Here is a 25739-nt window from a genome sequence, read left to right as displayed (position 1 = left end):
CACCGGTGCCGGTCGTCGACGTCGTGCGGGCCGTCCCGACGCCTCCCGCGCGAACCGGTCGGTGCGGCCGGGGAATGGATCGCCCACCTACTCTCGACCGTCAGCTCGGGCAGCGTATCGAACAGAACTGCACCGCTGTACGGGGCGTTCCGGCCCACCTCGTGCGCGGCGGGCGCGGCAGCCGCACCGGCCTCCGGGCCGGGGGAGGGGCTCAGTGGCGCAGGTACGCGAGTTCGGGGAAGTGGCGCTGGTAGGCGTCCAGCAGGCGTTCCGCCACGGCATACGAGTCGATCAGCGGATGGATGGTCAGTGCCTTGACCGCGTGGGCGCGATCACCGGTGTCGGCGGCGTGGATGACCGCGCGTTCGACCGCCTTCACCGAGCACACCAGGCCCGTGCCGTGCTCGGGCAAGGGGGCGCCGGAGATGGGGCGGGCGCCGTTGGCGTCCACGTGGCAGGGGACCTCGATGACGGCGTCGTCGTCCAGGACGGGGATCCGGCCGTGGTTGCGGACGTTGAGGATGAGGGTGGTGCGCTCGTCCCGGGCGATGGCCCGCATGAGGGCGAGGGCCACCCGCTCGTATCCGCCCGATTCCAGGTCGCAGGAGGCCCGTTCGCCCATGCCGACGGCGTCACGGTTCTCGGCCATGTAGGTGGTCTCGCGCTCCAGGCGGGTGGCGTCCCAGGCCTTCCAGGCGGCGCGTGGCACCGGCGGGCCGGCGTCGGCGGTGCCCAAGGCGTCGTAGAAGCGCTGCTGCTGGGACTGGAGGAAGGCGCCGCGGGTCTGTTCGGCGGCCCGCGCGGAGTCGACCGACTCGCGGTTGAAGTAGTAGTAGTGCAGGTATTCGTTGGGCAGCGCGCCGAGCGTGCGCAGCAGGTCGGCGCCGAAGAGCTTGCCCTCCTCGAACGAGGTCAGCGCCGCCTCGTTCTCGAACAGGGACGGCAGCAGGTCCCGGCCGTCGGCGTACAGACCGCACAGCCAGCCCAGGTGGTTCAGGCCCACGTAGTCCAGGCGGACGCGGGCCGGGTCGGCGCCGAGCGCGCCGGCCACCCGGCGGCCGAGGCCCACCGGGGAGTCGCAGATCCCGATCACACGGTCGCCGAGGTGGGCCGTCATGGCCTCGGTGACCATGCCGACGGGGTTGGTGAAGTTGATGACCCAGGCGTCGGGCGCCCGGGCGGCGATGCGGCGGGCGATGGTGACGGCCACCGGGATCGTGCGCAGCCCGAAGGAGATGCCACCCGCACCGACGGTCTCCTGGCCCAGGACGCCTTCCTCCAGGGCGATCCGCTCGTCCGCCGCGCGTCCGGCGAGCCCGCCGACGCGGATGGCCGAGAACACGAAGTCGGCTCCGGTGACCGCCTCGTCGAGGTTCGTGGTGACGGTGACGACGGGCGGGTCGCGGTGCCCGGCGGACTGGTCGACGAGGACCTTGCGGATGGTCGCCAGCCGGGAGGGGTCCAGGTCGTACAGCGTCACCTCGGTGACGCGACCTTCGCCGTGATCGCCCAGCAGCGCCCGGTAGACCAGCGGGACCCGGAAGCCGCCCCCGCCCAGGATGGTGAGTCTCATACTTCGACCACCTCGACTCCCGCCTCGCGCAGCCGGGCGCAGGTCTTCTCGTCCGCCCCGGAGTTGGTCACCACTACGTCGAGCTCCTGCGGCCCGCACACCCGGGCCATTCCGGTACCGGGGAACTTGCCCGCGTCCGCCAGCAGGACCACCTGGGCGCTGGCGGCGATCATCGCCCGCTTCACGGGCACCTCGACGGCGGTGGTGTCCAGCACCTGGCCGTCGGGACGGACCCCGCTGGTGCCGAGGAACAGCCGGTCGGCGTGGATCTGCCGCAGGTTGTCCTCGGTGAGGAAGCCCACCAGGGAGCGGTAGTCGCGCCGGACCACGCCGCCCAGCAGGATCAGCTGGACGTCCCTGTCGTCCTGGAGCTCCTCGTAGACGGCCAGGTTGCTGGTGATCACGGTCAGGGACCGCCCGTGCAGATGGCGGGCGACCCGGTGAGCGGTGGTGCCAATGTCGAGCAGGACCGTCTCACCGTCCTTGACGAGATCTGCGCACCAGGCGGCCAGGGCGTCCTTGGCCCCGACCCGGACCGCGGCCACGTCGGCGAACGGGTCGTCCTCGCCGAGGAGGGGAGCAGCGCCGCCGTAGACGCGTTTGAGCAGGCCTTCGTCCTCCAGCTGCACGAGGTCACGCCGGATCGTGGCCTGACTCGCCCCGACCTTTTCGGCCAGGGAGGTCACGCTGGTGGGACCGTCGGCGCGCAGGACGCGAAGGATCAGCTCATGTCTGCGGTCAGGGAGCATGCCGCTGACCATACTCGTCAGCCCGCCAAACTCAAGCAAAGTCGCGCATGAATGTCTCGATCACTGCTTGACTCTTGTCAAAACTGCTCACCGGGTGCACTCTCTTGCGTAATTCGAGCCGGGTTCGGGCCCCACTCCGGTCGGCCGAAGCGGATCAACGGCGCTTTTCGCCGCCACTCACGCGTCGGCACCGTCTGAGAAGAGCACGTCACACGTTCCGGCCGGCGAGGTGCGTTCGTCGGCCACCGTCCCCCTTCAGCCACCCGGGCCCCCGCTGTCCCCGCACTCGCCCATGACTCACAGGTCCTAGCCGGACACGCCGAACACGCCGAACACCAGGAGAAGACCGTGGACCTTTCCCGCAGACGATTCCTTCAGGCCGCCGTACTGACGGCCGCCACGGCAGGTGCCACCGCGGCGTGCGGCGGCGACGCCACGACGAGCGGCAGCAAGAACGACAAGAGCCTGAGCCTCTGGTACTGGTCCGGCGGCCTGAGCGACAAGGTCGTCGCGGACGCCAAGAAGCACTTCTCCGACATCAGCCTCAAGACCTCCGTGGTCGGCGGCGACTTCAAGACCAAGCTGCTCACCGGTCTGCGGGCCGCCCAGTCCGCCCCGGACATCACCGGCATCAAGGGCGAGGACATCGCCTCGTTCCTGCCCAACGCCAACCGCTTCATCGACCTGAAGACCGTCGGAGCGGACAAGCTGGTCCCGCAGTACCTGGCGTGGAAGCTGAAGCAGGCCACCAGTCAGGACGGCAAGCTCATCGGCTTCCCGATAGACATCGGCCCCTGCGCCACGTACTACCGCGAGGACCTCTTCGCGAAGGCGGGGCTGCCCACCGACCCGGCCAAGGTCTCCGCCGAGCTGGCCTCCTGGGACGACTACTTCGAGGCCGGCGTCGAACTGCACAAGGCCATACCCAAGACCTACCTGATCAACAACATCGGTTCGGTGTTCTCGATGGTCATCGGCCAGCGCGCCCAGCGGTTCATCGACGAGGACAACAAGTTCATCGGCGACCAGGACCACATCCGCGCCGCCTGGCTCACCGCCGTGAAGCCCTACACCCTCGGCATCGACGCCAAGATCAACGACAACACCTGGAACGCCGCGATCAGCAACGGCGCCCTGGGCACCGAGATCGGCGCCGCCTGGCACGCGCTCGACATCAGCAACGCCGCCCCGGGCACCAAGGGCAAGTGGCGGGTGGCGAACCTGCCGGGCGGGCCCTCCAACCTCGGCGGGTCCTTCCTGGCCATCCCCGCGACCAGCGGCAACCCCGAAGAGGCCTTCAAGATCATCAGCTGGATCCTCAACCCGGAGAACCAGGCCCGCGGCTTCACCGACGCGGCCCTGTTCCCGACCGCCCCTGCCGCGTACAAGCTGCCGGCACTGACCGGGGGCGACGCCTTCTTCGGCGGCCAGAAGACCATCGAGATCTTCGGCCCCGCGGCCGAGAAGATCCAGAGCGTCTTCGAAGCCCCCGCCGACGCGGCGGTCTCCGCGCCCTACTTCAGCGAGCTGACCAGCATCGAGGCCAAGGGCAAGGACCCCGACCAGGCCTGGAAGGACGCGGTCAGCCAGGCCAAGCAGATCGCCCAGCGTCAGGGAGTGAAGTGACATGTCGTCAAGCCCGGTAGCCGGGCCGGCCCCCACTGGGTCGGCCCCCGGATCCGGCGCCGGGCCCACCGACGGGCCGGCCCCGGACCGCCCGCGCGGTCCGGGGCGGCACGGCCGCCGGGTCCGGCCCGTGTCGGCCGGGACTCCACGCGGGCCGCGGCGGCGGACCGGCAGGTACTGGCCGCAGTACCTCGCCATCTCGCCGTACTACCTGCTGTTCTCGGTCTTCATGCTCTTCCCGGTGCTCTACACGGTGTTTCTGGCGTTCCAGCAGTGGGACGGCATCGGGGACATGCACTTCGTCGGGTTCCAGCAGTTCCGTTTCCTGTGGGACGACCCGGTGTTCTGGCTGTCCGTCCGCAACACCCTGGTCATCTGGGTGCTGTCCACCGTGCCGATGCTCTTTCTCGCCCTGGTGCTCGCGGTGCTGGTGAACTCGACCCGCCGTCTCACCGCCTTCTACCGGATCGCCCTGTTCATCCCCAGCATCACCTCGCTGGTGGCCATCGCGATCTTCTTCGGCGCGATCTTCAGCAACAACTTCGGCCTGATCAACGCCATCCTCAGGTCGCTGCATCTGTCGGCCGTGCCGTGGATGAGCAACGAGTGGACGATCAAGCTGGTGATCGCGGCGCTGATGACCTGGCAGTGGACCGGATACAACGCCATCATCTATCTGGCCGGCCTGCAGGCGATCCCCACGGAGCTCTACGAGGCCGCCAAGATGGACGGGGCCCGCCCGGTACGGATCTTCTTCTCCATCACGATCCCGCTGCTACGGCCCATCATCCTGTTCACCGTGGTGATCTCCACCGTCACAGGCCTGCAGAGCTTCACCGAACCCCAGGTGCTGTTCGGGAGCGAGGCGGCCACCAATCCCAACTCCGGCGGACCGGGCCAGGCGGGTCTGACCACGCTGTTGTACTTCTACCACCAGGCCTTCGACAACAACGACTTCGGCTACGGGGCCGCGATCGTCTGGGCCTTCTTCCTGGTGATCCTCCTCATCGTCCTCATCAACTGGCGCCTGGTGCAGCGAAAGGACCGACAGCCGTGAACAGCCAGAACCGCAACCGGCTCCGGGGGCTGAGCGTCCACCTCGTCCTGATGACCGGTGTCGTCATCTCCGTGTTCCCGTTCTACTGGATCGTCGTCATGGCGACGAACACCTCGCAGGACATCTACAGCTATCCGCCGAAGCTGTGGTTCGGCGACAACCTCGTGACCAACATCCAGCACCTGTTCGACAAGATGGACTTCTTCGGCTCGATGTTCAACACCATGACCGTGGCGGTCTGTACGACCGTGCTGGTGCTGTTCTTCGACTCGCTGGCGGCCTTCGCCTTCGCCAAGTACGACTTCCCCGCGAAGAAGTTCCTGTTCGGCCTCCTGCTGTCCATGTACATCCTGCCGACCCAGCTGGCGATCATCCCGCAGTACGAGATCATGGTGCAGCTGGGCTGGCTGGGCACCCTCAAGGCGCTCATCGTGCCCGCCGCCGCCAACGCCTTCGGCATCTTCTGGATGCGCCAGTACACCAGCAGCAGCGTCCCCGACGAACTGCTGGACGCCGCCCGGATCGAGGGCGCCGGCTTCTTCCGCCTGTACTGGCACGTGGTGCTGCCGTGCGTCCGGCCGGCCCTGGCCTTCCTCGGCATCTACACCTTCATCGCCGCCTGGAACGACTACATCCTGCCGTTGGTGATGCTGGTCAACCCGGACCGCCTCACCCTCCAGGTGGCGCTGGCCCAGTTGTACGCCGGCCACTCCACGGACTACAGCATGGTGATGTCCGGGGTGCTGCTGTCGGTCATACCGCTGGTGCTGGTGTTCACCTTCTTCGCCCGCGGTTTCATCGCCGACGCCACCAAGGGAGCCCTGCGCTGAGGGCGGCGGTGGGTCGGCCGATCCTTGAGCGCGCCGGTCGTCCGCGCTCAGGCATGGGCTGCCGGTTCCACGAGAGCCTCGTGAACCCGGTCCAGTGTCCTACGACGCGGACGATGCCCGGGCGCCGACCATCCAGCAGGCCGCGGTGAAGCGGACTTCCGTGCCCCGCACATAGGTGTCGAAGGCGGCGCGGACCGTCTCGACGACCCGTGCGCGGGTCTGCTCGTCCGTCGCGGGCAGCACCCGGCTGACCGGACCGAGGCGGGTGAAGTAACCGACCAGCTCCCTCTCGGGCAGTGTGCAGTCCACGTCGACCGGCCGGATGTCGATTTCGGTCCAGCCGCTCTCCTCCAGAATGCGGTGCACCCTGTCCGGGTCCGCGAAGGCGAACTGCCCCGGCTCGTCCGGCTGGCGGGCCGGGAGGTTCGGCAACAACGGTGCCGCGGCACGTTCCGCCGTCGTCATGAACGGATTCTCCGCGGGGCCGCGCCAGGTGATGAACCGGAGCCGGGCGTCGTCCCTCGCGGCACGCCGCAGGTTGGTGAAGGCTCGGACGGAGTCCTGGAAGAACATGACGCCGAAGCGCGACATGACGATGTCGAAGCCGGCAGGCTCGAACATGTGATCCTGCGCGTCGGCACGGACGAAGGAAGCCTGCGTGCCCTCCCGTTCGGCGCGCGCCCGGGCGGCGGTGACCATCGGTTCGGAGATGTCGATCCCGACGCAACGGCCATCCGCGCCCAGTCGCCGCGCGACGGCCAGCGTGGTGCCGCCCGTACCGCAGCCGACGTCGAGCACGTGGCGCCCTTGTTCGGCGAGTACCGCTTCGACGAGCAGGTCCTCGAAGGGCCTGAGCATGTCGTCCAGCACCGCCTGGGACTCGACCCAGGCATGGGCGGCGGGCCCGTTCCAACGGGCCGCCTGTTCGTCCGCGGTCCTGCGCGTGCCGTCCATGATCGTCTCCTGTGTTTGCCTTGTCGGGGCGGAAATGACACCGTTCTACTTCAAGTCGACTTGAGGTCAAGAGGATGACAGACCTGGACATCGCCGAGGTGGCGCACCGCGCCGGGGTCCCCGCCTCGACGCTGCGTTTCTACGAGGAAAAGGGCCTGATCGCCTCGATCGGCAGGCGGGGCCTGCGCCGTCAGTACGATCCCGGCGTGCTGGAGCGTCTGGCGCTGATCGCTGTGGGGCGCACCGCCGGTTTCTCGCTCGACGAGATCGCGCGCATGTTCACGCCGGACGGACAGCCCCGCATCGACCGGCAGGTGCTCGCGGCCAAGGCGGACGAGCTGGACAGGACGATCCGCGAACTCGGCGTTCTGCGTGACTCCCTACGGCACGCCGCTGCCTGCCCCGCGCCGAGCCACCTGGAATGCTCCACCTGCCGCCGCCTCCTCAAGGCCGCGGCGTCCGGCGCTGTCACGGCGTCGCGGAAACGGACTCCGCGGCCACCGCGCAGCGGACAACCGGGCCGGACCGTGCCGCCGACCTGAACCCGCGACCCTGTTCCGGCCGGGTCCGGCGGGGCGCCCCGTTTCCGCCCGCCGACCGTACCGCTCAGGAAACGTCCGCCACCGAGAAGATCCCCTGCCCGGAGATCCCGTACAGCACGCCGCCCGCCGGCAGCGGCGGTACCGCACTCGGTGTCAGTTCCTCGAAGGAGCGGCCGTCCGTGTCGAAGGACGGGGCGGTGCGCCCGATCTCCTTGCCGGTGCGCGCATCGAGGGCCAGGATGCTGGTGTCCGGCAACAGGACGTACAACCGGCCCTGGTGAAAGGCCGGTTCGCTGAAGACGCGCAGCTCGCGCGAGCTGCTCCACAGCGGCTTCCCGCGTTTCAGATCGAGGGCGAGCAGGGTCTCGTTGCCGTAGTCGAAGATGTACATGGTGTCGCCGTGCACCAGTGGCGGCGCTTCCGGCTCGACGCTCCAGGGGAAGTCGACTCGGCGGGTCTTCCCACTGCCGAGGTCCTGGACGAAGAAGGCGGCGGAGACCCCGGTGTCGTCCTCCCAACGCGCGTAGTACGCCGTGCCGTCGTGGACGGTGGCCAGCCACAGATCGCCCTGCGGCGCCTCGACACTGCTCAGAGTCCTGCCGGTGCGTGCGTCGAGGCGGGCCACACCGCCGGAGCCGCCGCGCAGATCGGCGTAGAGGGTTCCCTCGGGCCCCGCGTAGAGAGGGCTGGCCGAGGTGGAAGTCAGCTCGCGCCGCCACAGTTCCTCACCCGTGCCCGGCTCGTACGCCGCATAGCGCGCGGTGTCGGAGAGGCCGAGCTCGTCCAGCCGTACGAGCAGCACTCCGCTCAGGTACTCGAATCCGCCCACCGGACCGTCCAGGTGCCACAGCCGCTTCCCGGTCCTGCCGTCGAAGGCGTCCACTCCCTGGGCGCGGTCCGCGCTGCTGACGAACACCACACCGTCATGGACGACGGGCTCGCGCAGCGAAAAACTGCTGACCTCCTTCCGGCTCATGGGCTTCGTCCAGTCCACACGGCCCGTCGAGGGGCTCAGCCGCGTCAGGGCGACCTGTGCGGAGGAGCAGAAGACGCCGAGCGCGTCCGGTGTGCACGCCGGGCCGATCGACATCGGCTCGTCCTTTTCCGGCTCCAGCGCGTTGTGCCACGGCCTCCAGCCCGGCGGAGTCGAACCACGGGGCGTGGCCTGCGGGCCCGTCGCCTGTCGGCCCGCCTGGTCGGCTTCGCCGACGGTGCTCGCCGGGTCGTCGGCCACCACGGCGACCGAAGCCGCCACGGTCACGCCGAGGAGGGCCGCGCCGACGAGGCCGGTCAACAGCCTCTTCCTGCGGCGCTTCGGTCGGGTCGTACCGGCGCCTGTGGACGGCAACGTCGCCTGTCCCGACAGCGTGGTCACCGGGATTGGGGACGACTCTGCACGGCCCTCCTCGCCGGGCAGCTCCTCGGGCAGCCCGGCCAGTGCCTCCAGCACCTCGCTCGCCGTCGGCCGGTTCTCCGGCTCCTTCGTCAGACAGGCCGACACCAACGGGCGCAGCGGCTCGGGCAGTTCACCCAGCTCGGCCTCGCTGTGCACGGTGTTGTAGGCGGCGAGGTAGGCGTTCTCCGCCTCGAAGGGGCTGCGCCCGGTGGCCGCGTACACCAGTACCGCGCCCAGCGAGAAGACATCCACGGCGGCGCCGACCTCGCGGGGGCGGCTGAACTGCTCCGGTGCCATGAACGGCGGCGAGCCCATCACCATGCCGGTCTGGGTTCGGACGTCACTGCTGGCCGCGCGCGAGATGCCGAAGTCGATGACGCGTACCGCCCCGTCGTCTCCCTCGCCGCCCAGCAGGAGCACATTGCTCGGCTTGAGGTCCCGGTGAACGACCTCCGCCCGGTGGATCTCCCGCAGTGCCTCGGCGAGTTCGGTGCCGAGACGGCGCAGCGCGCGCCAATCCAGCGGACCCGTCTCGTCGACCCGCTCGGCGAGTGTGCGGCCCGGGACGAACGCGGTTGCCATCCAAGGCCGTTCCGCGTCCGGGTCGGCGTCCACGACCGGCGCGGTGAACGCACCGCTGACCCGGCGCGCAGCCACGATCTCCTGTCGGAACCTGGCCCGGAACTCGGGGTTGTCGGCATACCTGGTGTGCACGACCTTGACGGCGACGGCCCGCCCCGACGCCGACCTGCCGAGGTAGACGACTCCCATGCCGCCGGTCCCGATCCGCGATTCGATCCGGTAGCCGCCGACAGATCGCGGATCGTCCTCGCGCAGGGTCACCGTGTCTCCTTCACCACCTGTGGCCGGGACGGTTCGATCCGGACCCTTCTGACAGGAACCGCTCACTCTAGTGCCCGGTCCCCGGGTCCTTCCGGTGAACAACCGGCCCCGGCACCCGCCTTCGACATGCTCGGAGAGATGGTCCCGAAGGAACGAGTACCAGGTGACGTACGCGCTGTGAAGCCACGTGTCCGGTACCGCGTGGCCGTCGGTCAGCCGGGAGGCATGCCGAAGCAGGCCGCCGAGCCGGAGTCCGGGTCGGCGACGGCGCCGGGCAGCAGGCGCGATCCGTCCACGGTGAAGCCGATCGAGGTGCCGCCGCCGGATCGGGCTGCCGCGAACACGGTGCCGCCGTGGGTCTCGGCGACGTCGCTGACAATGGCGAGGCCGAGTCCGGAGCCGGGCAGGCCGCGGGCGGTGTCGGCCCGGTAGAAGCGGTCGAAGACGCGGCCGATGTCGTCGGCGCCGATGCCCGGTCCACGGTCGGAGACGGTGACCTCACCCCGATGGATGCGCACCTCGATCGGGTCGCTGCCGTCGGGGTCGAACTTGGCGGCGTTCTCCAGCAGGTTGCCCACCGCGCGTTCGAGTCCCTGAGGGCGGCCGTGGACCACGGAATTGTCGGCGTCGACGTGGACGAGGCGGCCGGTACGCCGGTACACCCGCCGCGCCGAGCGACGGGCCACCTCGGCCAGCGCCACGGGTTCCTCGGCCTCCGCACGGCCACGGTCCAGGGCCAGCTCGACGAGTTCGTCGACCAGGTGACCGAGCTCGCGCGTCTCGCCCTCGACGTCGTCGAGGAGCCGGTCGCGGGCGTCCGGGGACAGCTCGGTGGCGCGGCGCAACACGGTGGCGTTGGTGAGCAGGCTGGTGAGCGGGGTCCGCAACTCGTGGGCGGCGTCGTGCACCAGCCGTTCCTGGGACTCACGGGCGGCGACGATACGGCCGAGCATCCTGCTGAACGACGCGGACAGCCGCCCCACTTCGTCGCGCCCGCCCACCAGGCCCGCACCGTCGAAGGCGACTCGGCCGTCGGCGCTCACCTCCTCGGCGACCTCCGTCAGCCGGGCCAGGCGCCGGGTGATGCGCCCGGCGAGCAACCGGCCCGCGCCCGCCGCGACGAGCATGACCGCGCCGCTGACGGCGGCGATCTCCCTGGCCATGCCGCCCAGCACGTAGTGCGTCTGGTCGACCTGGACGGCCACCTGCAAGGCACCGCGATCCCCGCCCAGCGCGGTGGCCAGCCGGCGATAGGTGTGGCCGTCCACGACGATCTCGGCGGTGTCCGACTGCCCGGCTTCGCCCGAAGCGGCCAGGGCGCGCGTGATGTCGGACACCGGCAACGACACGGAGGGGCCGCCGAGCCAGGTGGGTGTGCCGTCAGGGGACACGGCCTGCAGGACCGGCCGAGGTTCGTCCTCGTCCCCCGGTCCGGGCCGGTCCGGGCCGGGGAAGAGGTCCGGGGCCTGGCCGACCGCGTCGTCGAGGGCCGATTCCTGACCCTGTTCCCGGGCGCGCGCCAGGGTCTGCGTCGCCGACCGCAGTGACCGGTCGATCTCCGCGAGAACGCGGTCGGAGGCAGCCTGGTAGCTCAGCACACCGACCACCGTCGCCACCACGGCGCCGACGGCGGCGAAGGCGAGCGCGAACCGCGAGCGCAGGCTCATGGCCGCCGTACCGCGTAGCCCACGCCACGCACCGTGTGGATCAGGCCGGGCGGAGCTCCTGCGTCGGCGAGCCTGCGCCGCAGATAGCCGACGTAGCCCGCGAGGTTCTTGGCGTCCACGCCGACGTGCGGGCCCCAGACCTGGCGGTAGACCGCCGCGTGATCCAGCACGAGCCCCTCGTTGCGCACCAGGAGCTCCAGCAGCTCGAACTCCTTTTTGGTGAGCCGTAGTTCCGTGTCACCCCACCATGCCCGCCGGGCGCCGGGGGCGACGCGCAGCGACGCCATCCGCAGCACGGCACCGGCTGGATCCGGTGCCCCGGCTTCCGGTGCGGGCCCCGGCGCCAGTGCGGCCCGGCGCAGTAACGCCCGCAGGCGTGCCAGCAGTTCGGGCACCTCGAACGGTTTGGGGAGGTAGTCGTCGGCGCCCGCGTCCAGGCCCGCGGCCCGGTCGGGGACCCCGCCTCGCGCGGTGAGCATCAGCACCGGTGTGCGGTCACCGTCGGCCCGAAGCACGCGGCACACGGCCATACCGTCGACGTGGGGCATCATCACGTCGACGACCAGCGCGCCGAAGGACTCACGGCGGGCCAGGGTCAGCGTCTCCACGCCGTCGACGGCGGTGACGACGTCGTACCCGTCCAGTTCGAGCGCCCGCGCAACGGATTCGCGGACCGCGCGATCGTCGTCGGCGACGAGGACACGATCGGACATCCGGGCATGATGACACACCAATCTGAAAGCCTGTTCTCATCGAATTCCGGACTGGCTCCCGCCGAGCTCTGAGATCGCTCGCCCAGCATGAGGGCCGTACCTCACCGCTCGCCCCCACAGGAGTCCCATGTCAGCCCTCATCAACCCCACCGCCGAGCCCGGATTCCCGTCGCGCACCCGCGGCCACCGGCAGGCGCTCGTCCGCCGCGCCGTGGCCCTCGCCACGTGCGTCGGTCTCGGCGTCGCCGGCTGCGCCACCACCGGCTCGGCGTCCTCGTCGGCGCAGCTGACGACGCAGAAGGCGATTCCGGCCTCCGCGACCCGCACCGGTGCGGGCGGGGCGAACACCGCCCAGGTGGTGGCCGCCGCCAACGCCTTCCTCGCGACCCTGTCCGACGAGCAGAAGGACACCGTCCTCTACGACTTCGACGACGCCGCCAAGAAGACCGGCTGGTCGAACTTCCCGACGCCGGTCGTGGAACGCAACGGCCTCAAGCTCGGCGACCTCACCGACGAGCAGGAGGCCGCGGCCCTGAAGGTCATGGAGGCCGCGCTCAGCAAGAAGGGCTACGAGGAGCTCGTCGAGATCCGCAAGGCCGACGACTACCTCGCCTCGCTGTCGGACACCGGCGACACCGGTGCCACGCCCACCGCGGTCCCGAGCGCCACGCCCACCGGTACGCCGACCGGTGGGCCCGGCGGTGGCGGCGGCGGTGGCGGCGCCAACTTCGGCTCGGAGTGGTACTACATCTCCTTCTTCGGAACGCCCAACAAGACTGGCGAGTTCACGGTCCAGTACGGCGGCCACCACGCGGCGTACAACATCACCTACGCCGGAAGCAACGTGACGATGTCGCCGACGCTGACCGCGGTCGAGCCGATGGAGTTCAACTGGGAGGACCTGTACTACGCCCCGCTGGAGGACAAGCGGACCTCCACCATCAGCGCCATCCAGTCCCTCACCGCCGACGAGCTGGCCGCGGCCGAGATCGACGGAAGCTTCGACGACCTGTACCTGGGCCCGGGCAACGACGGCCCCTTCCCGGAGCAGCCGGAGGGCGTCCTGGTCAGCAGCCTCACCAAGAAGCAGCAGGCCAAGGTGGCCGCGATGGTGAAGGCCTGGGTCGACGACCTGGACGAGAAGGCCGCGGCGCGGATGCTGGCCAAGTACGTCTCCGAGTTCGACGAGACGTGCATCGGCTGGAGCGGCGGTACGACCCTCGACAACGACCAGACGTACGTCCGCCTCGACGGGCCGTCCGCCTGGATCGAGTTCTCCAACCAGCCCGGTGCCTCCACCGACGAGATCCACCAGCACACGATCTTCCGGGACGAGACCGCCGACTACGGCTGGAAATGACGGATTCGGGGACCATCGCCGTGCGCCGTCTTCTTCCCGCACTCCTCATCGCGGTGTTCCTGCTGGTCGGCGGCCTCGCGTCGCCGGCCGGCGCCCACCCCATGAGCACCTCGGCCGTCCTCCTCGACGTCCAGGACGACCGGGTCGAGGGGGAGGTGCAACTGCCCATCGACCGTCTGGCCGTCGCCGTGCACCGCGACCTCACCCCGGACAGCGTCCTCGGCGCCGACCGGGCGTTCCTGAGGAGCTACACCGCCGAGCACATCGCCGCCGCCGACGACGGCACGTCCTGGACGGTCACGCTGGGCACGCCGTCGGTCCGTACGATCGACGCGGTGGCGCACCTCGTCTACCCGCTCGAGATCCGCCCGCCCGACGGCCGGGTCACCGACTTCGACCTCCGTTACGACGTCATCGTCGAGGAACTGCTCACCCACCGGGTCATCGTCACCGTCCGGTACGACTTCGACCGCGGCATCCTCAAGGCGGCCGATGCCGAGACCCTCGGGGTCGTCGACTGGAACAACAAGAGCCTGAAGGTGCCCGCGGGGGAGGGCTCGTGGCTGAAGGGCTTCGCCGCCACCGCGGGCCTGGGCATCGAGCACGTCGGGGAGGGCGCCGACCACCTGCTGTTCCTCCTGATGCTGCTCATCCCGGCCCCGCTGGGGGCGGCGGGCGGCCGATGGCGGGCGGCCGGTGCGTCAGGGAGGCGCAGCATCGTCCGTGTCGTGCACGTCGTCTCCGCGTTCGCGGTGGGCCACTCGCTCACGCTGGCCCTGGCGGCGGCCGGAGTGGTCCACGTGCCGTCACGGCCGGTCGAGACGCTGATCGCCTTCTCGATCGCGGTGTCCGCGCTCCACGCGGTACGCCCCCTGGTGGCCCGCGGTGAGGTCCTCATCGCCAGCGGCTTCGGGCTCGTGCACGGGCTGGCGTTCGCGTCGCTCATCGGCGACCTGGGGCTGCGGCGAGGATCCCTGGTGACCACGCTGCTGGGCTTCAACCTGGGCATCGAACTGACTCAGTTGCTGGTCGTCGCGTTGATGATGCCGTCGCTGCTGGTCCTGGCCCGTACGGCCGTGTACCCCGCGTTCCGTATCGGGGTGGCCCTCGTGGGCCTGCTGTTCTCGGTGTCCTGGATGCTCGAACGCGCGGGCCTGACGTCCTCCGACCCGTTCGAAGGCGTCCAGACCTCACTGGTCGGGCACCCCCTGCTGGTCGCCGCGTCCGTCGCGGTACTCGCCGCCGTGGCGTGGGGCCGGGCCCCACGGGCACCTTCCGAGGCGACGGGACGCTCTGCGCCCACCGAGGGGGGTGACGACCGTCCGGCCGTGAGCGACGGGGAGCACCGGGTTCCCGCCGACGCCGGATGAGCGTGGCGGGTCGCTCGAGGTCACCGCGGCGTGCGGCAGGCACTCACGGGTGAAGATCGGCGGAGAAGCGTCGGGGCGGGGTCCGGAAGCGGGCTGAGCCCCGTACGTTTTCCCAGTGGTCTCTTTCGTCCGGCACGCCAACTCCGTGTACTGGGAGCTTCCTTGGACATCGACGGCACCGCGGGCGCCTCAGACGCCCCCCGCTTCGGACCCTTCTCCCGTCGCGGATTCCTTCTGACCACCGCTGCGGCCACCGCGGTCGTCGCCGCCAGTAAGCCGGTCGCGGCCGCCGCCTCGGGCACCACCACGCTCTCCCTCACCGCCGCCACAGGCGGTTGTGCGACAATCGCCCCGTCCGGTGACCGGCTCGTCGCCGAGGTCCAGAACGTGCTCTGGTCCGTGTCCCGGGAGTCGGGCACCGCCGTCGCGCTCACCCCGCCCGGCCTCGAGCCCACCCGCCCGCAGTTCTCGCCCGACGGCAGCCGCCTCGTCGTGTGCGCCTACCGAGGCGGAGGCTTCCACCTCTGGACGCTGCGGCCCGACGGCACCGGGACGCGTCAGCTCACCCACGGGCCGTGGGACGACCGCAGTCCGGCCTGGTCCCCGGACGGCACCCGCATCGCGTTCGCCTCCGAGCGCGGGGGCGACACCGTGAGCGGCGCCCCGTACCGCATCTGGGTCGTGGACGTGCGCACCGGCGCGCTGACCCGGCTCACCGGACGTCCCGGCCGGCAGGATCCCGGGCAGGACGCCGCCTGGGAGGACTTCGACCCCACGTGGTCGGCCGACGGCGAGCGGGTGCTGTTCGTGCGCGCGGCCGTCACCGCGGCGGGCACCCTCCGAGCGGCCACTGTCGCGTCGGTGGCCGCCGACGGGTCGGGTCCGGTCACCACCGAGCACACCGACGACTCCGGCGCCCAGCTCATGACCCCCGCGGTCTCGCCCGCAGGCCGTCTCGCCTACCTGCGCACCACGGCCGCGCCCGCGGCCTCCAGCACCCTCGTGGTGGACGGGGAACCGGTCGCGGTCGAGGGCGACGTCCTCCCGGCGCCGCCCCGTTGGACGGGAGACGAGCGCCTGCTCCTCACGGTCGACGGTCGCTTCCGCCTGGTCGACCCGGACGCGCCGGGCGACGTCGAGGAGATCCCGTTCACCGCCACATTGTCGGTGGAGCGGCCCCGCTACCGAGGCAAGGCGTACGACTTCGACGGGTCCGGCCCCCGTCCCGTCCGCGCGCTGCACCTGCCCGCCCTGTCACCGGACGGCCGCCATGTCGCCTTCGCCGCGCTCAACGCGCTCTGGACCGCCGACACCACGGGCGGCCGCGCACCCCGCAGGGTCCTCCGAGTCCCCCCGACGCGCTATGTGTCGGCGCCGACCTGGACGCCCGACGGCACGGCACTCGTGTACGCCGACGACCGCGACGGCCTCTTCGCGGTACGGCGCCACGACCTCGGCTCCGGCGAGGAGACCGTGCTCGCCGCGGGCGGCCGCGTCTTCCCCGCCCTCTCGCCCGACGGAACCCGGCTGGCCTGCCTGGACATGTCCGGCAACCTCGTGGTGCGCGACCTGACCGACGCCGGTGAACGCAACCTCGCCGCACCGATCGGCGCGGGCGGACTGCCCGGCCGCCCCAGCTGGTCGCCCGACGGCCGGTACGTGGCGCTGTGCGACCGCAACCGCCTGGGCCGGCGCTTCCGCGAGGGCTACAACCTCATCCGGGTCGTCGACACGACCACCGCAGCCGACGCCCTGCACGCCCTCGCCCCGCACACCTCGCTCTCCGACCGCTACGACTCGGGCCCCGTCTGGTCCCCGGACGGCCGCTGGATGGCCGTCGTCGCCGAGTCGGCGCTGTGGCTGCTGCCGGTGCGCGCCGACGGCACCCCCGACGGCGAGCCCCGCCCGCTCACCACCGAACCCGCCGACCACCCGTCCTGGTCCGCCGACGCCCGCACCCTGCTCTACCTGTCCGCCGGCACCCTGCGCCTGATCGACATCGGCAGCGGCAAGGCCCGTACCGTCCGCGTCCCGCTGGACTACCGCCGACCCCGGCCGGCCGACACGGTCGTGCACGCGGGCCGCTTCTGGGACGGCACCGGCGCGGACGTCCGTGAGGACATCGACCTCGTGGTCCGTGACGGCCGTGTCGCGGAGGTGTCCGCGCACCAAACCGGCCGCCCGGCCGCACGCCGGGTCGACGCGAGCGAGCGCACCGTGATCCCGGGGCTGTGGGACGCGCACACCCACCCCTGGCAGTCCACCTACGGCGGCCGCCAGACCGCGCTCCAGGTCGCGTACGGCATCACGACGGCAGTCTCGCTGGGCGGGTTCGCCTACGAGCAGGCACGCGTCCGGGAGGCGGTCGCCGCCGGTGCTCTGGCCGGACCCCGGCTGCTGGCCACCGGCGAACTGCTCGACGGGGCACGCGTCGCCTACAGCATGGGCCGCGCCCATCGCACCCGCGAGGGCCTGCGCCGCTCGCTGGCGCGCGGCGCCGCGCTGGACTGGGACTTCGTGAAGACGTACGTACGGGCTCCCGGCTGGGTGATGAAGGAGGCCGCCGACTTCGCGCACGACCGGCTCGGGGTGCGCAGCGGCAGCCACCTGTGCACCCCGGGCGTGCAGCTGGGCCAGGACCTGACGACCCATCTGCAGGCCACGCAGCGACTCGAGTTCGGCCACGCGACCTCAGCCACGGGGCGTGCCTACCAGGACGTCGAGGAGATCTACACCCGCGCCGGCTTCCATCTCGTCGCCACGCCGTTCACGGCACTGGCCCTGCTCGGCGCGGATCCCGCACTCGCGGACGACCCGCGGGTCACCGCGCTCATGCCGCCGTGGGACACCGTGTTCGTCCGCCGGCAGGCCGGTCAGCAGCCCACCGGGGCGCAACTGGCCACCCTGGACAGGGAGTCGAGCGTCTACCGGCGGATCCTGGCGGGCGGCGGACTGATCGCGCTCGGCACGGACCAGCCGCTCGTCCCGGTCGGTCTGCACCTGCACCTGGCCCTGCGCGCACTGCACCGCGCCGGCCTGTCGCCGGTCGAGACCCTGCGTACCGCCACCGTGCTGCCCGCGCGGGTGTTCGGCGCGGACGCCGACCTGGGCACACTGGAGGAGGGCAAGCTCGCCGACCTCACGGTGGTGGACGGCGACCCGTTCACCGACTTCGCCACGCTGATCCGCACGGTGGCCGTCCTGCGCGGCGGTGTCCTCTTCGAGCAGGCGGACCTGGTCGACGCCTTCGACGCCGCCACCGTAAGGCGTGCGGTCCCACCGGAGTCGGCCGAGGACTACTGGCTGGAGGTCAGCCGCATCATGCGACGCGAGGGGTGCTGCGATCCGCAGAGTCTGGGCTGAGGACGGGACGGAGCCGGGCCGGGCGCACCGCCCGGTCAGGTCAGTTCGATCAGGCCGCGCCGGACGGCTTCGCCGACCGTGGCGGCGCGGTTCTCGGTGCCGAGCTTGCGGTAGATCCGTACGAGGTGGGTCTTGACGGTCGCCTCGGCCAGGAACAGGGCGCCGGCGATGGCCCGGTTGCTGTGTCCCCGCGCGAGGAGCCGTACGACCGCGATCTCGCGCTCGCTGAGCCCCTGTGCCTGTTCGGCCGTATGCCCGACGAAACGGTCCGCGGCCTCCGGCGCCAGGGCCATGCCCCCGGCCGCCGCGGCGCGCACGGCCCGGAACAACTCCTCGGGCGGGCCCGCCTTGAGGACGTAGCCGCGCGCGCCGGCCTCCACGGCCCGCAGGACATCGGCCTGACCGCCGTAGCTCGTGAGCACCACGACCCGCGCGCCGGCGGCGGCCGCGAGGATCCGGCGGGTCGCCTCGATACCGTCGACGCGATCGTCCGGCGCGCCCGGGTCCGACAGCCGCAGGTCCATCAGCACCACGTCGGGCCGGAACTCGCCCACCAGACGCACCGCGTCAATTCCGTCGCCGGTCTCGCCGACGACGTGGAAGTCGGGTTCGCCTTCGAGGAGAGCGCGCAGCCCGGCTCGTACGACGGTGTGGTCGTCGACGATCAGGATCCGCGGCGGCGGACGGAGCGGAGCGCTCATCGGGCACCGGCGGGGACGCGGTCCTCGGCCGGCAGCGCGGCCCGCACGCGGGTGCCCCGTCCGGGCGCGCTGTCGACGGTGAGCGTGCCGCCGAACGCGCGCAGTCGGTCGCGCGCGGCGGCCAGTCCGATCCGCGGTCGGCGCGGCCCGCCCTCCCGGTGGCCGGGTCGAAGCCCGCTCCGTCGTCCCGGACCTCGACGGCAGCCGCCTCGTCGCCGTAGGCCAGGGTGATGGACGTGTGTCGCCCGCGCGTGTTCGCGGGCGTTCGCCAGAAGGCCCTGCGCCACTCGCAGCAGGGCGACGGCCCGGTCGGTGGGCAGAGGGTACGGCTCGTGCTCGGTGCGGAAGGAGATCCGGGGTGATCCGGCGGTCGAGTCGGCGCGGGCGCACAGATCTCGTAACGCCGCCGCCAGGCCGTCCTGGGCGAGGAGGGGCGGGGTGAGGTCGTCGATGATGCCGCGGGTCTGTGCGAGATGCTCGCCGAGGGCGTCGGTGACCGTCCGCAGTTGCCGTGGGGCGGCGTCCGGGCTGCGGTCCCAGTCCCGTTCCGCGGCCTGGAGCAGCATGCGGCTGCCCGCGAGTTCCTGGGCGAGCGTGTCGTGCAGGTCCCGTGCGATGCGGGACCGCTCGGCGAGCCGTCCCGCCTCTCGCTGCTGCCGCGCCAACCGGCCCCGGGCCGCGTCCAGTTCGACAGCGAGTCGCTGCTGGGTGCGGTAGGGGAACACGGTGGCCCAGACGGCGGCGACGGGCGGTGCCAGCACATCGGGGTCGAGGCCGCCGAACCGCGTCAAGTGCCGAACGCGGTCCGTACCCCGGCGGCCTGGCTGTCGACGTCTCCGCCCTGGTAGAGGACGAGCTTGCCGTCCTCGGCGACCGCCGCCGCGTACAACTCGTCGAGGGAGCGCGTCTCCTCGCGAACGCCGGGTGAGACGGCGACGGGGGCGGCGCCGGCGGGGCTCTGCGCGGCGACCGTGGCGGCACTGCCGAGCGCGACCCCGGCCCCTGTGGCGAGCAGCCGGCGCGTGCTGAAGTTCGTGGACATGTGGGGGTCCTCCTGTTGCCCGGCCGCCACGTCCGTACGCGGCGGCCGGGCAAGTCTTCCTGGGAGGAGCGTCGTTCCGCGTCGTCCGTACGCTGCTTCGGATTCAACCGTTCGATGGAACGGGCCGTACCGGGCTCGTCAGCGGGAAGTGGCAGGCGGTGTGACGGCCCGGGGCCGTCAGGGCGAGTCGGGGCCGTTCCAGGGCGCAGCGCTCGCGGGCGTAGGGGCAGCGGGTGCGGAAGGGGCAACCCGTCGGCTTGTCCACCGGGTTGGGTACTTCGCCGGTGAGGACGATGCGTTCCCGGCCCGACATGGTCGCCGCGGAGCTGCCGTCGTCGATGTCCGGGACCGCCGACAACAGCGCCTGCGTGTAGGGATGGGCCGGGGCCTCGTACAGCGCCTCCGTCTCGGCGAGTTCGACGATCTCGCCGAGGTACATGACGGCGATCCGGTCGGACACGTGACGGACCACACCGAGGTCGTGGGCGATGAAGACGTAGGTCAGCGCGAACTCCTCCTGGAGGTCGGCGAACAGGTTCAGCACCTGGGCCTGGATCGACACGTCGAGAGCGGACACCGGCTCGTCGGCGACGATCAGCTTCGGGGCGGTGGCCAGGGCCCGGGCAATGCCGATGCGCTGACGCTGGCCGCCGGAGAACTCGTGCGGGTACCGGTCCAGATGCGCCGCGGCCAGGCCTACGACGTCGAAGAGCTCGGCGACCCGGCGGCGCACCGCGGCGGCGTCGCCGTAGCGGTGCACGAGCAGGGGCTCGGCCACGATGTCCCCGGCGCGGCGGCGGGGGTTGAGGGAGGCCTGCGGGTCCTGGAAGACGAGCTGCATCCCCGGACGTACGGGGCGTAGCCGCCGTGTGGACAGGGTGGTGATGTCCTGTCCGTCGAACTCGACGCGGCCGCCCGTGAGTTCGGTGAGCCGGACCAGGCAGCGGCCGAGGGTGGACTTGCCGCAGCCCGACTCGCCGACGATGCCGAGAGTCTCCCCGGCGCGGACGTCGAGGGACACCCCGTCCACGGCGCGCAGCACTTTGCGGCGTCGGGACAGCGGGTCCGCGCGCAGGGGGTAGTACTTGGTGACGTCCGACGCGCGCAGCAGGACGTCGCCGCCCGGCCGGGCGCCGCTGTCGCCGTTCACTGCCACGATGTTCCGCACCGTCACGGTGTCGCCTCCCTGTGCATGTCCGGTACGTCGGTCGCCGCCGCCCGTGCCGTGAGCCGCAGCGACGCGCGGTCCTCGGACGGCAGCCAGCAGGCGTCGCGGTGGGCGGTGCCGTCGAAGCCGCCCGCTGACAGCTCGGGCCGCTCCTCGCACCGGTCGTGACGCAGCCGGCAGCGCGGCGCGAACGCGCAACCCTCCGGCAGGCCGCCGGGCGAGACGGGCACGCCCGCGATGGTCGGCAGCCGTCGCAGCCGGGGGCCGCCGACACGGGGCACCGAGTCGAGCAGGCCCCAGGTGTACGGGTGCCGAGGGCCGTGGAACACCGCCCGGCGCGGGCCGTCCTCGGCCGCCCGCCCGCCGTACATGACCAGGACCCGGTCGGCGATCTGGGAGACCACGCCCATGTCGTGCGTGATGAGGACCACCGCCGAACCGCGTGTGTTGAGCTCGCGCACCAGGTCGAGGATCTGCGCCTGGACCGTCACGTCGAGCGCCGTGGTCGGTTCGTCGGCGATCAGCAGTGCGGGGTCGCAGGAGAGGGCCATCGCGATGACTGCGCGCTGGCGCATGCCGCCGGAGAACTCGTGCGGGTAGGCGTTCACCCGCGAGGCCGCGTCGGGAATGCCGACGTCGGAGAGCAGCCGGACCGCGCGGGCGTGTGCCTCCCTGCGGGAGACCCGCTCGTGCGCCCGGATCTGCTCGGCGATCTGCCAGCCCACCGTGTACACGGGGGTCAGCGCGGTCATCGGGTCCTGGAAGACCATGGCGATCTGCCTGCCGCGCAACGCGCGCATCTCCTTGTCGGGGAGAGCGAGCAGATCCCGTCCCCGGAAGCGGACCTCACCCGACACGGTCACGTTCGGGTTGGTCAGCAGTCGCAGTACGGCCAGCATCGACACGCTCTTGCCCGAGCCCGACTCTCCCACGATGCCCAGGACTTCGCCGGGGGCGACCGAGAAGGACAGTCCGTCGACGGCCGTGACCGGGCCGGTGCGGGTGCGGAAGGACACCCGCAGATTCCGTACGTCCAGCAAAGGCTCAGGCATGGCGGGCCCTCGGATCGAGTCGCGCGTACAGGATGTCCACCAGTGCGTTGGCGAGGACCACGAAGAACGCCGCGTACAGGACGGTCCCCATGATCACGGGCAGGTCCAGGTTCTGCAGGGCGTCGAAGGTGAGCTTGCCGATGCCGGGCAGGCCGAAGACCACCTCGGTGAGCAGCGCGGCACCGCCCACGAGAGCGCCGAAGTCCAGGCCGAACAAGGACACGATCGGGATCAGCGAGCAGCGCAGGGCGTGGCGGACGAGGATCCGGCGCTCGGACAGTCCCTTGGCCCGGGCCGTGCGGACGTAGTCCTCGTTGAGCGCGCTGACGACCTCGCCGCGCAGCAGCCTGGCGTAGATTCCGGCGTACAGCAGCGCCAGGGTCAGCCACGGGAAGAGCAGGTGCAGCGCCCACTGGCCCGGGTCCTGGCTCAGGCCGACGTATCCGGGTGGTGGCACCCAGGAGAACACCGAGTCGTGCAGCTGCTTCTGGGTGACGAGGTTGACGACCTCGCCGAGCCAGTAGGCCGGCAGGGAGACACCGACCACGCCGACCAGCATGATCAGCGGGTCGGCGGCCTTGCCGCGGAAGGTCGCCGCCGCGGTGCCCATGAGGATGCCCGCCGTCATCCAGATCAGCGCCGCGCCGATCACGAGGGACAGCGTGACCGGGGTGGCCTGCACGATCTGCGGGATGACCCGGGAGCCGCGGTTGACGAAGGACTCCAGGTCCCGGTCGACGAGCAGGTGACGCATCATCAGCAGGTAGCGGACGGGCATCGCCCGGTCGAGGCCGAAGGAGTGCCGTACCTGGGCGAGCGTTGCCGGGTCGGCGTTGCGTCCCGCGATGCGGGCCGCGGGGTCGACTCCCGGGGTGGCGAAGAAGATCAGGAACACCAGCACGCTGATGGCGAACATCACCAGCAGGGCCGAGGAGAAGCGCTTGACGACGAAACGGAGCATCGGACTCACTCCCCTCCGCGCAGCCGGGCGCCCGGGTCGAGCGCGTCCCGCACGCCGTCGCCGAGCACGTTGAGTGCCGCCGTGGTCAGCGCGATCAGCAGGCCCGGGGCGATGGTCACGGCGGGGCGGGTGTAGAGCAGCCCCAGGCCGTCCTCGATGATCGTGCCCCAGCTGGCGTCGGGCGGCTGGACGCCGACGGACAGGAAGGACAGGGCCGACTCGGTGAGCATGGCCAGCGCGGTCATCAGCGGGACGAAGACGATCGCCGTGGGCAGGACGTTCGGCAGCACCTCCCGGCGCAGGATGCGCGGGGTGGGCGAGCCGGAGCCGACGGCCGCCTGGATGTACTCCTTGTTGCGCAGCACCAGGACCTGACCGCGCAACGGCCGGGCGATGTACGGCACATAGATCGCCGCGATGATCGCCACGGGCAGCCAGAGGCTTCCCGCGTCCACGGTGAGCGGGCCCAGGCGCAGCCCGTTGGTGAGCAGCACGACCGACAGGCAGATCGCCAGCAGGTACACCGGGAACGCCCAGATCACGTCCAGGATCCGGGAGACGACGGCGTCCACGACACCGCCCGCGTAGCCGGCGACTACCCCGACGGCCGTACCGGCCAGGCAGGTCAGCAGGGCCGCGGTGACACCGATGAACAGGCTGGTACGGCCGCCGTACAGCAGGCGGGCCATGACGTCGCGGCCCTGGTTGTCGGCGCCGAGGAAGTAGTGGGCGGGGTCCCAGGTGGGGCCGATGGGCGTGACCCCGAGGCCGAGGCCGGTGCTGCTGGGGGTGAGCACCGGCACGGTCTTTCCGCCGACGACCGTGGTGCCGGAGACGTGGGACTGGAACGGGTCGGTGTGGGCGATGTGGTCCGCGTACAGCGGCGCGCACAGGCTCGCCAGCACGACGAGGAGCAGGACGGCGGCCGCGGCCAGCGCCGGCCTGTTGTGCGACAGGTCGGCGGCGGCCGTCCGCCAGGGGCCCGGCGAACGCCGGGCCTCCGTCGACGAGGCCATCGAGGTCGTCGAGGGCACGGTGCGGCTCATTTGACCCACGTCTGCCCGACGAGCATGTAGAACTGCTTGCTGAACTGGTAGTTGCCGACCCGCTTCGACGTGAAGTCGATGATCTTCGGGTTGATCAGCGGGACCACCGGGGACTGGGCCATGATCTCCTGGTCGATCGCCCCCCACTGCTGGTCGGCGCTCTTCTGGTCGGTCTGCCCGGTCTCCAGCGCGGTCTTCATCTTCGCGTCGATGCCCTTGTCGCAGAAACCGGCGATGTTGATGCTGGAGTCGCTGCCGGGGTGGAACGAGGCGCAGGACAGCAGCACGTTGAGGAAGTCCGAGGCCGCCGGATAGTCCTGGTACCAGGACGTCAGCGCCATCTGCACCTTGTTCTTGGTGTTCTGGATGTAGGTGAACTGGATGTTCCCCGACAGCGGCTTGAGCGTGGCCTTGTAGCCGAGCTGGGTGAGCAGACTCTGCAGGTACTGCCCGATCGACTTGTTGACGTCGTCGTCCTGGACGACGATGCCGACCTCCTGCCCGGCCGTGCCGGACTGCTTCACCAGCGCCTTGGCCTTGGCCAGATCCGCGGCCGTCCAGGTCTTGTCGCCGCCCTTGGTGTAGGCGCACGAGTCGGTGTGCCCGGGGAAGCCCGGCGGCAGGATCGTGCAGGCGGGGGAGGCGAGGTTCGTGCCGCCGTACAGCCGCACCACGGCGGACCGGTCGACGGCCCAGTTGATCGCCTGACGGGCCAGCTTGTTGTTGAAGGGCGCCGTGTTGACGTTCAGCGTCGCGTACCAGAACGCGGTCAGCGGGTTCACGTGTGCCTGGGAGGCGTACTTGGTGCCGATCTCGTTCAGCCGGTCGGCGGGCGGCGGGTCGTACATCCAGTCCGCCTGGCCGTTCTCGACGGCGGTGACCTCGGACTCGACGGTCTGGCCGAAGGTGTAGTCGATGACGTCGGGGTAGCCCTCGGGCTGGCCCTCCCGGGACCACTCCTTGAAGTGCGGGTTGCGCACCAGCTTCAGCGCCCGGTTCGGGTCGTACGAGGCGGCCATGTACGGGCCGGTCGTCGGCAGCGGTTTGGTGCCGGCGTCCTTCGCCGGTGAGTCCTTCGGTACGACGCTGGCGTGCGGGACGGCCAGCTTGTACGGGAACTCCGGGTCCGCGGCGGTGAGGTTGACGGTGACCGTGTTCGCCGTCGCGTCGCCCGTCACGCCTCCCTTCAGCGTGCAGGAGGCGGGCTTCTTCAGGCAGGCGTCGGCTCCGACGATGCCGTTGTAGAAGGTGCCCGCGGTGGGGCTGGAGACCTTGAAGATGCGCTGGAAGGACGCCACCACGTCGTCGGTGGTCAGCGCCTTGCCGTTGGAGAAGGTGATGCCCTTGCGGAGTGTGAAGGTGTACGTCCTGCCGCCGTTGGTCACCTTCGGCATGGCTGCCGCCAGGTCCGGGACGACGGTGAACGACTGCTGCCCGCCGACCTTCTTGAAGGCGAGCAGCCCGTCGTACATCGACTGGTACAACTGCCAGTACTGGAGCGTGTAGTTGACCTGCGGGTCCAGGCTGCCGGCGGCCGCGTGGGCGACCAGTTTCAGGGTGCCGCCCTTGTGCTGCGGCTGGAAGGCGGCGGAACCGGAGCCGGACGTGGCGGCGGTCGGGCCGGAGGAGGAGTCGTCGCCGGAGGACGAACAGGCGGCGGCGGTCAGGGCGAGGGCGACGGTGGCGGCGGCGAGCGCGCTCCGTCTGGTGTTGCTGGACATCCAGG

General features: G+C 71.1%; 21 protein-coding genes. 7 read left to right on the top strand and 14 right to left on the bottom strand.

Annotation, left to right across the window (positions count from 1 at the left end; all coding sequences use genetic code 11):
* Nucleotides 1–211: 211 nt before the first annotated feature.
* A complete protein-coding gene (locus tag ACFWWR_RS30460) occupies nt 212–1573 on the bottom strand; it encodes a 6-phospho-beta-glucosidase (protein WP_383873399.1) in 1362 nt (453 codons plus the stop codon).
* Nucleotides 1570–2322 carry a DeoR/GlpR family DNA-binding transcription regulator gene (locus tag ACFWWR_RS30455; protein ID WP_384306540.1) on the bottom strand — a complete coding sequence of 251 codons (753 nt, stop codon included), beginning with the start codon at nt 2320–2322 and terminating at the stop codon, nt 1570–1572. Before ACFWWR_RS30455 ends, ACFWWR_RS30460 begins: the two co-directional genes overlap by 4 nt.
* A 348-nt stretch (nt 2323–2670) precedes the next feature.
* Between ACFWWR_RS30455 and ACFWWR_RS30450 the strand changes: the two genes are divergently transcribed.
* From ACFWWR_RS30450 to ACFWWR_RS30440, 3 genes are read left to right on the top strand one after another with little or no spacing between them, the layout of a single operon-like run.
* Nucleotides 2671–3948, top strand: a complete 1278-nt coding sequence (locus tag ACFWWR_RS30450) for an extracellular solute-binding protein (RefSeq protein ID WP_383873405.1) — start codon at nt 2671–2673, stop codon at nt 3946–3948.
* A 1-nt stretch (nt 3949) separates the two neighbouring features.
* Nucleotides 3950–5005 carry a carbohydrate ABC transporter permease gene (locus ACFWWR_RS30445; RefSeq protein WP_383873408.1) on the top strand — a complete coding sequence of 352 codons (1056 nt, stop codon included), beginning with the start codon at nt 3950–3952 and terminating at the stop codon, nt 5003–5005.
* Nucleotides 5002–5835 (top strand): carbohydrate ABC transporter permease, encoded by an 834-nt coding sequence (locus tag ACFWWR_RS30440; protein WP_383873411.1) that lies wholly within the window; start codon nt 5002–5004, stop codon nt 5833–5835. Before ACFWWR_RS30445 ends, ACFWWR_RS30440 begins: the two co-directional genes overlap by 4 nt.
* A 99-nt stretch (nt 5836–5934) precedes the next feature.
* Here ACFWWR_RS30440 and ACFWWR_RS30435 read toward each other — a convergent pair whose 3' ends face one another.
* Nucleotides 5935–6789, bottom strand: a complete 855-nt coding sequence (locus tag ACFWWR_RS30435; protein WP_384306538.1) for a class I SAM-dependent methyltransferase — start codon at nt 6787–6789, stop codon at nt 5935–5937.
* A 74-nt stretch (nt 6790–6863) separates the two neighbouring features.
* Here ACFWWR_RS30435 and ACFWWR_RS30430 point away from each other — a divergent pair, with 74 nt between their 5' ends.
* Complete coding sequence (locus ACFWWR_RS30430; protein ID WP_384306535.1) at nt 6864–7331, top strand: helix-turn-helix domain-containing protein; 468 nt, start codon at nt 6864–6866, stop codon at nt 7329–7331.
* A 64-nt stretch (nt 7332–7395) separates the two neighbouring features.
* Here ACFWWR_RS30430 and ACFWWR_RS30425 read toward each other — a convergent pair whose 3' ends face one another.
* From ACFWWR_RS30425 to ACFWWR_RS30415, 3 genes are all read right to left on the bottom strand, one after another.
* Nucleotides 7396–9570 carry a PQQ-binding-like beta-propeller repeat protein gene (locus ACFWWR_RS30425; RefSeq protein WP_384306532.1) on the bottom strand — a complete coding sequence of 725 codons (2175 nt, stop codon included), beginning with the start codon at nt 9568–9570 and terminating at the stop codon, nt 7396–7398.
* A 212-nt stretch (nt 9571–9782) separates the two neighbouring features.
* Nucleotides 9783–11237 (bottom strand): ATP-binding protein, encoded by a 1455-nt coding sequence (locus ACFWWR_RS30420; RefSeq protein ID WP_384306529.1) that lies wholly within the window; start codon nt 11235–11237, stop codon nt 9783–9785.
* Nucleotides 11234–11950, bottom strand: a complete 717-nt coding sequence (locus ACFWWR_RS30415; protein ID WP_384306526.1) for a response regulator transcription factor — start codon at nt 11948–11950, stop codon at nt 11234–11236. Before ACFWWR_RS30415 ends, ACFWWR_RS30420 begins: the two co-directional genes overlap by 4 nt.
* A 127-nt stretch (nt 11951–12077) precedes the next feature.
* Between ACFWWR_RS30415 and ACFWWR_RS30410 the strand changes: the two genes are divergently transcribed.
* The 3 genes from ACFWWR_RS30410 to ACFWWR_RS30400 all read left to right on the top strand — a co-directional run bounded on the left by ACFWWR_RS30410 (nt 12078) and on the right by ACFWWR_RS30400 (nt 18043).
* Entirely contained in the window at nt 12078–13310 is a 1233-nt protein-coding gene (locus tag ACFWWR_RS30410) for a DUF3500 domain-containing protein (protein ID WP_384306524.1), read from the top strand.
* 20 nt (nt 13311–13330) lie between these two features.
* Complete coding sequence (locus ACFWWR_RS30405; RefSeq protein WP_384306521.1) at nt 13331–14680, top strand: HupE/UreJ family protein; 1350 nt, start codon at nt 13331–13333, stop codon at nt 14678–14680.
* Nucleotides 14681–14842: 162 nt separating this feature from the next.
* Nucleotides 14843–18043 carry an amidohydrolase family protein gene (locus ACFWWR_RS30400; protein WP_383873432.1) on the top strand — a complete coding sequence of 1067 codons (3201 nt, stop codon included), beginning with the start codon at nt 14843–14845 and terminating at the stop codon, nt 18041–18043.
* Between the two features lie 35 nt (nt 18044–18078).
* Here ACFWWR_RS30400 and ACFWWR_RS30395 read toward each other — a convergent pair whose 3' ends face one another.
* The 8 genes from ACFWWR_RS30395 to ACFWWR_RS30360 all read right to left on the bottom strand — a co-directional run bounded on the left by ACFWWR_RS30395 (nt 18079) and on the right by ACFWWR_RS30360 (nt 25734).
* Entirely contained in the window at nt 18079–18744 is a 666-nt protein-coding gene (locus tag ACFWWR_RS30395) for a response regulator transcription factor (RefSeq protein WP_383873435.1), read from the bottom strand.
* Nucleotides 18741–19535 carry a sensor histidine kinase gene (locus ACFWWR_RS30390; RefSeq protein WP_384306519.1) on the bottom strand — a complete coding sequence of 265 codons (795 nt, stop codon included), beginning with the start codon at nt 19533–19535 and terminating at the stop codon, nt 18741–18743. Before ACFWWR_RS30390 ends, ACFWWR_RS30395 begins: the two co-directional genes overlap by 4 nt.
* Nucleotides 19532–19786, bottom strand: coding sequence for a hypothetical protein (locus tag ACFWWR_RS30385; protein WP_384306517.1), 255 nt, complete (start codon nt 19784–19786; stop codon nt 19532–19534). Before ACFWWR_RS30385 ends, ACFWWR_RS30390 begins: the two co-directional genes overlap by 4 nt.
* A gap of 103 nt (nt 19787–19889) precedes the next feature.
* The gene (locus tag ACFWWR_RS30380; RefSeq protein WP_383873443.1) at nt 19890–20960 is read right to left on the bottom strand and encodes an ABC transporter ATP-binding protein; all 1071 of its coding nucleotides are present in this window, start codon (nt 20958–20960) and stop codon (nt 19890–19892) included.
* Nucleotides 20957–22006: an ABC transporter ATP-binding protein gene (locus tag ACFWWR_RS30375; protein ID WP_383873446.1), complete on the bottom strand. Its 1050-nt coding sequence runs from the start codon at nt 22004–22006 to the stop codon at nt 20957–20959. Before ACFWWR_RS30375 ends, ACFWWR_RS30380 begins: the two co-directional genes overlap by 4 nt.
* Complete coding sequence (locus ACFWWR_RS30370; protein WP_384306515.1) at nt 21999–22967, bottom strand: ABC transporter permease; 969 nt, start codon at nt 22965–22967, stop codon at nt 21999–22001. Before ACFWWR_RS30370 ends, ACFWWR_RS30375 begins: the two co-directional genes overlap by 8 nt.
* A 5-nt stretch (nt 22968–22972) precedes the next feature.
* On the bottom strand, nt 22973–24013 hold the full coding sequence (locus ACFWWR_RS30365) for an ABC transporter permease (protein WP_384306512.1): 1041 nt from the start codon (nt 24011–24013) through the stop codon (nt 22973–22975).
* The gene (locus tag ACFWWR_RS30360; protein ID WP_383873455.1) at nt 24010–25734 is read right to left on the bottom strand and encodes an ABC transporter substrate-binding protein; all 1725 of its coding nucleotides are present in this window, start codon (nt 25732–25734) and stop codon (nt 24010–24012) included. The genes ACFWWR_RS30365 and ACFWWR_RS30360 overlap by 4 nt, the downstream gene beginning before the upstream one ends.
* Between the last annotated feature and the right edge of the window lie 5 nt (nt 25735–25739).

It is taken from the genome of Streptomyces sp. NPDC058678 (genome assembly GCF_042714835.1).
Taxonomy (GTDB): Bacteria; Actinomycetota; Actinomycetes; order Streptomycetales; family Streptomycetaceae; genus Streptomyces.
The sequence above is the reverse complement of the archived record's forward strand: the minus strand, read 5'-3'. Positions and strand labels throughout refer to the sequence as shown.

Coding starts and splice junctions, on each gene's coding strand:
- ACFWWR_RS30430 (WP_384306535.1), top strand. CDS start 6,864: ATGACAGACCTGGACATCGCCGAGGTGGCGCACCGCGCCGGGGTCCCC.
- ACFWWR_RS30375 (WP_383873446.1), bottom strand. CDS start 22,006: ATGCCTGAGCCTTTGCTGGACGTACGGAATCTGCGGGTGTCCTTCCGC.
- ACFWWR_RS30460 (WP_383873399.1), bottom strand. CDS start 1,573: ATGAGACTCACCATCCTGGGCGGGGGCGGCTTCCGGGTCCCGCTGGTC.
- ACFWWR_RS30445 (WP_383873408.1), top strand. CDS start 3,950: ATGTCGTCAAGCCCGGTAGCCGGGCCGGCCCCCACTGGGTCGGCCCCC.
- ACFWWR_RS30415 (WP_384306526.1), bottom strand. CDS start 11,950: ATGTCCGATCGTGTCCTCGTCGCCGACGACGATCGCGCGGTCCGCGAA.
- ACFWWR_RS30395 (WP_383873435.1), bottom strand. CDS start 18,744: ATGAGCGCTCCGCTCCGTCCGCCGCCGCGGATCCTGATCGTCGACGAC.
- ACFWWR_RS30385 (WP_384306517.1), bottom strand. CDS start 19,786: ATGTCCACGAACTTCAGCACGCGCCGGCTGCTCGCCACAGGGGCCGGG.
- ACFWWR_RS30365 (WP_384306512.1), bottom strand. CDS start 24,013: ATGAGCCGCACCGTGCCCTCGACGACCTCGATGGCCTCGTCGACGGAG.
- ACFWWR_RS30360 (WP_383873455.1), bottom strand. CDS start 25,734: ATGTCCAGCAACACCAGACGGAGCGCGCTCGCCGCCGCCACCGTCGCC.
- ACFWWR_RS30420 (WP_384306529.1), bottom strand. CDS start 11,237: ATGAGCCTGCGCTCGCGGTTCGCGCTCGCCTTCGCCGCCGTCGGCGCC.
- ACFWWR_RS30455 (WP_384306540.1), bottom strand. CDS start 2,322: ATGCTCCCTGACCGCAGACATGAGCTGATCCTTCGCGTCCTGCGCGCC.
- ACFWWR_RS30435 (WP_384306538.1), bottom strand. CDS start 6,789: ATGGACGGCACGCGCAGGACCGCGGACGAACAGGCGGCCCGTTGGAAC.
- ACFWWR_RS30370 (WP_384306515.1), bottom strand. CDS start 22,967: ATGCTCCGTTTCGTCGTCAAGCGCTTCTCCTCGGCCCTGCTGGTGATG.
- ACFWWR_RS30410 (WP_384306524.1), top strand. CDS start 12,078: ATGTCAGCCCTCATCAACCCCACCGCCGAGCCCGGATTCCCGTCGCGC.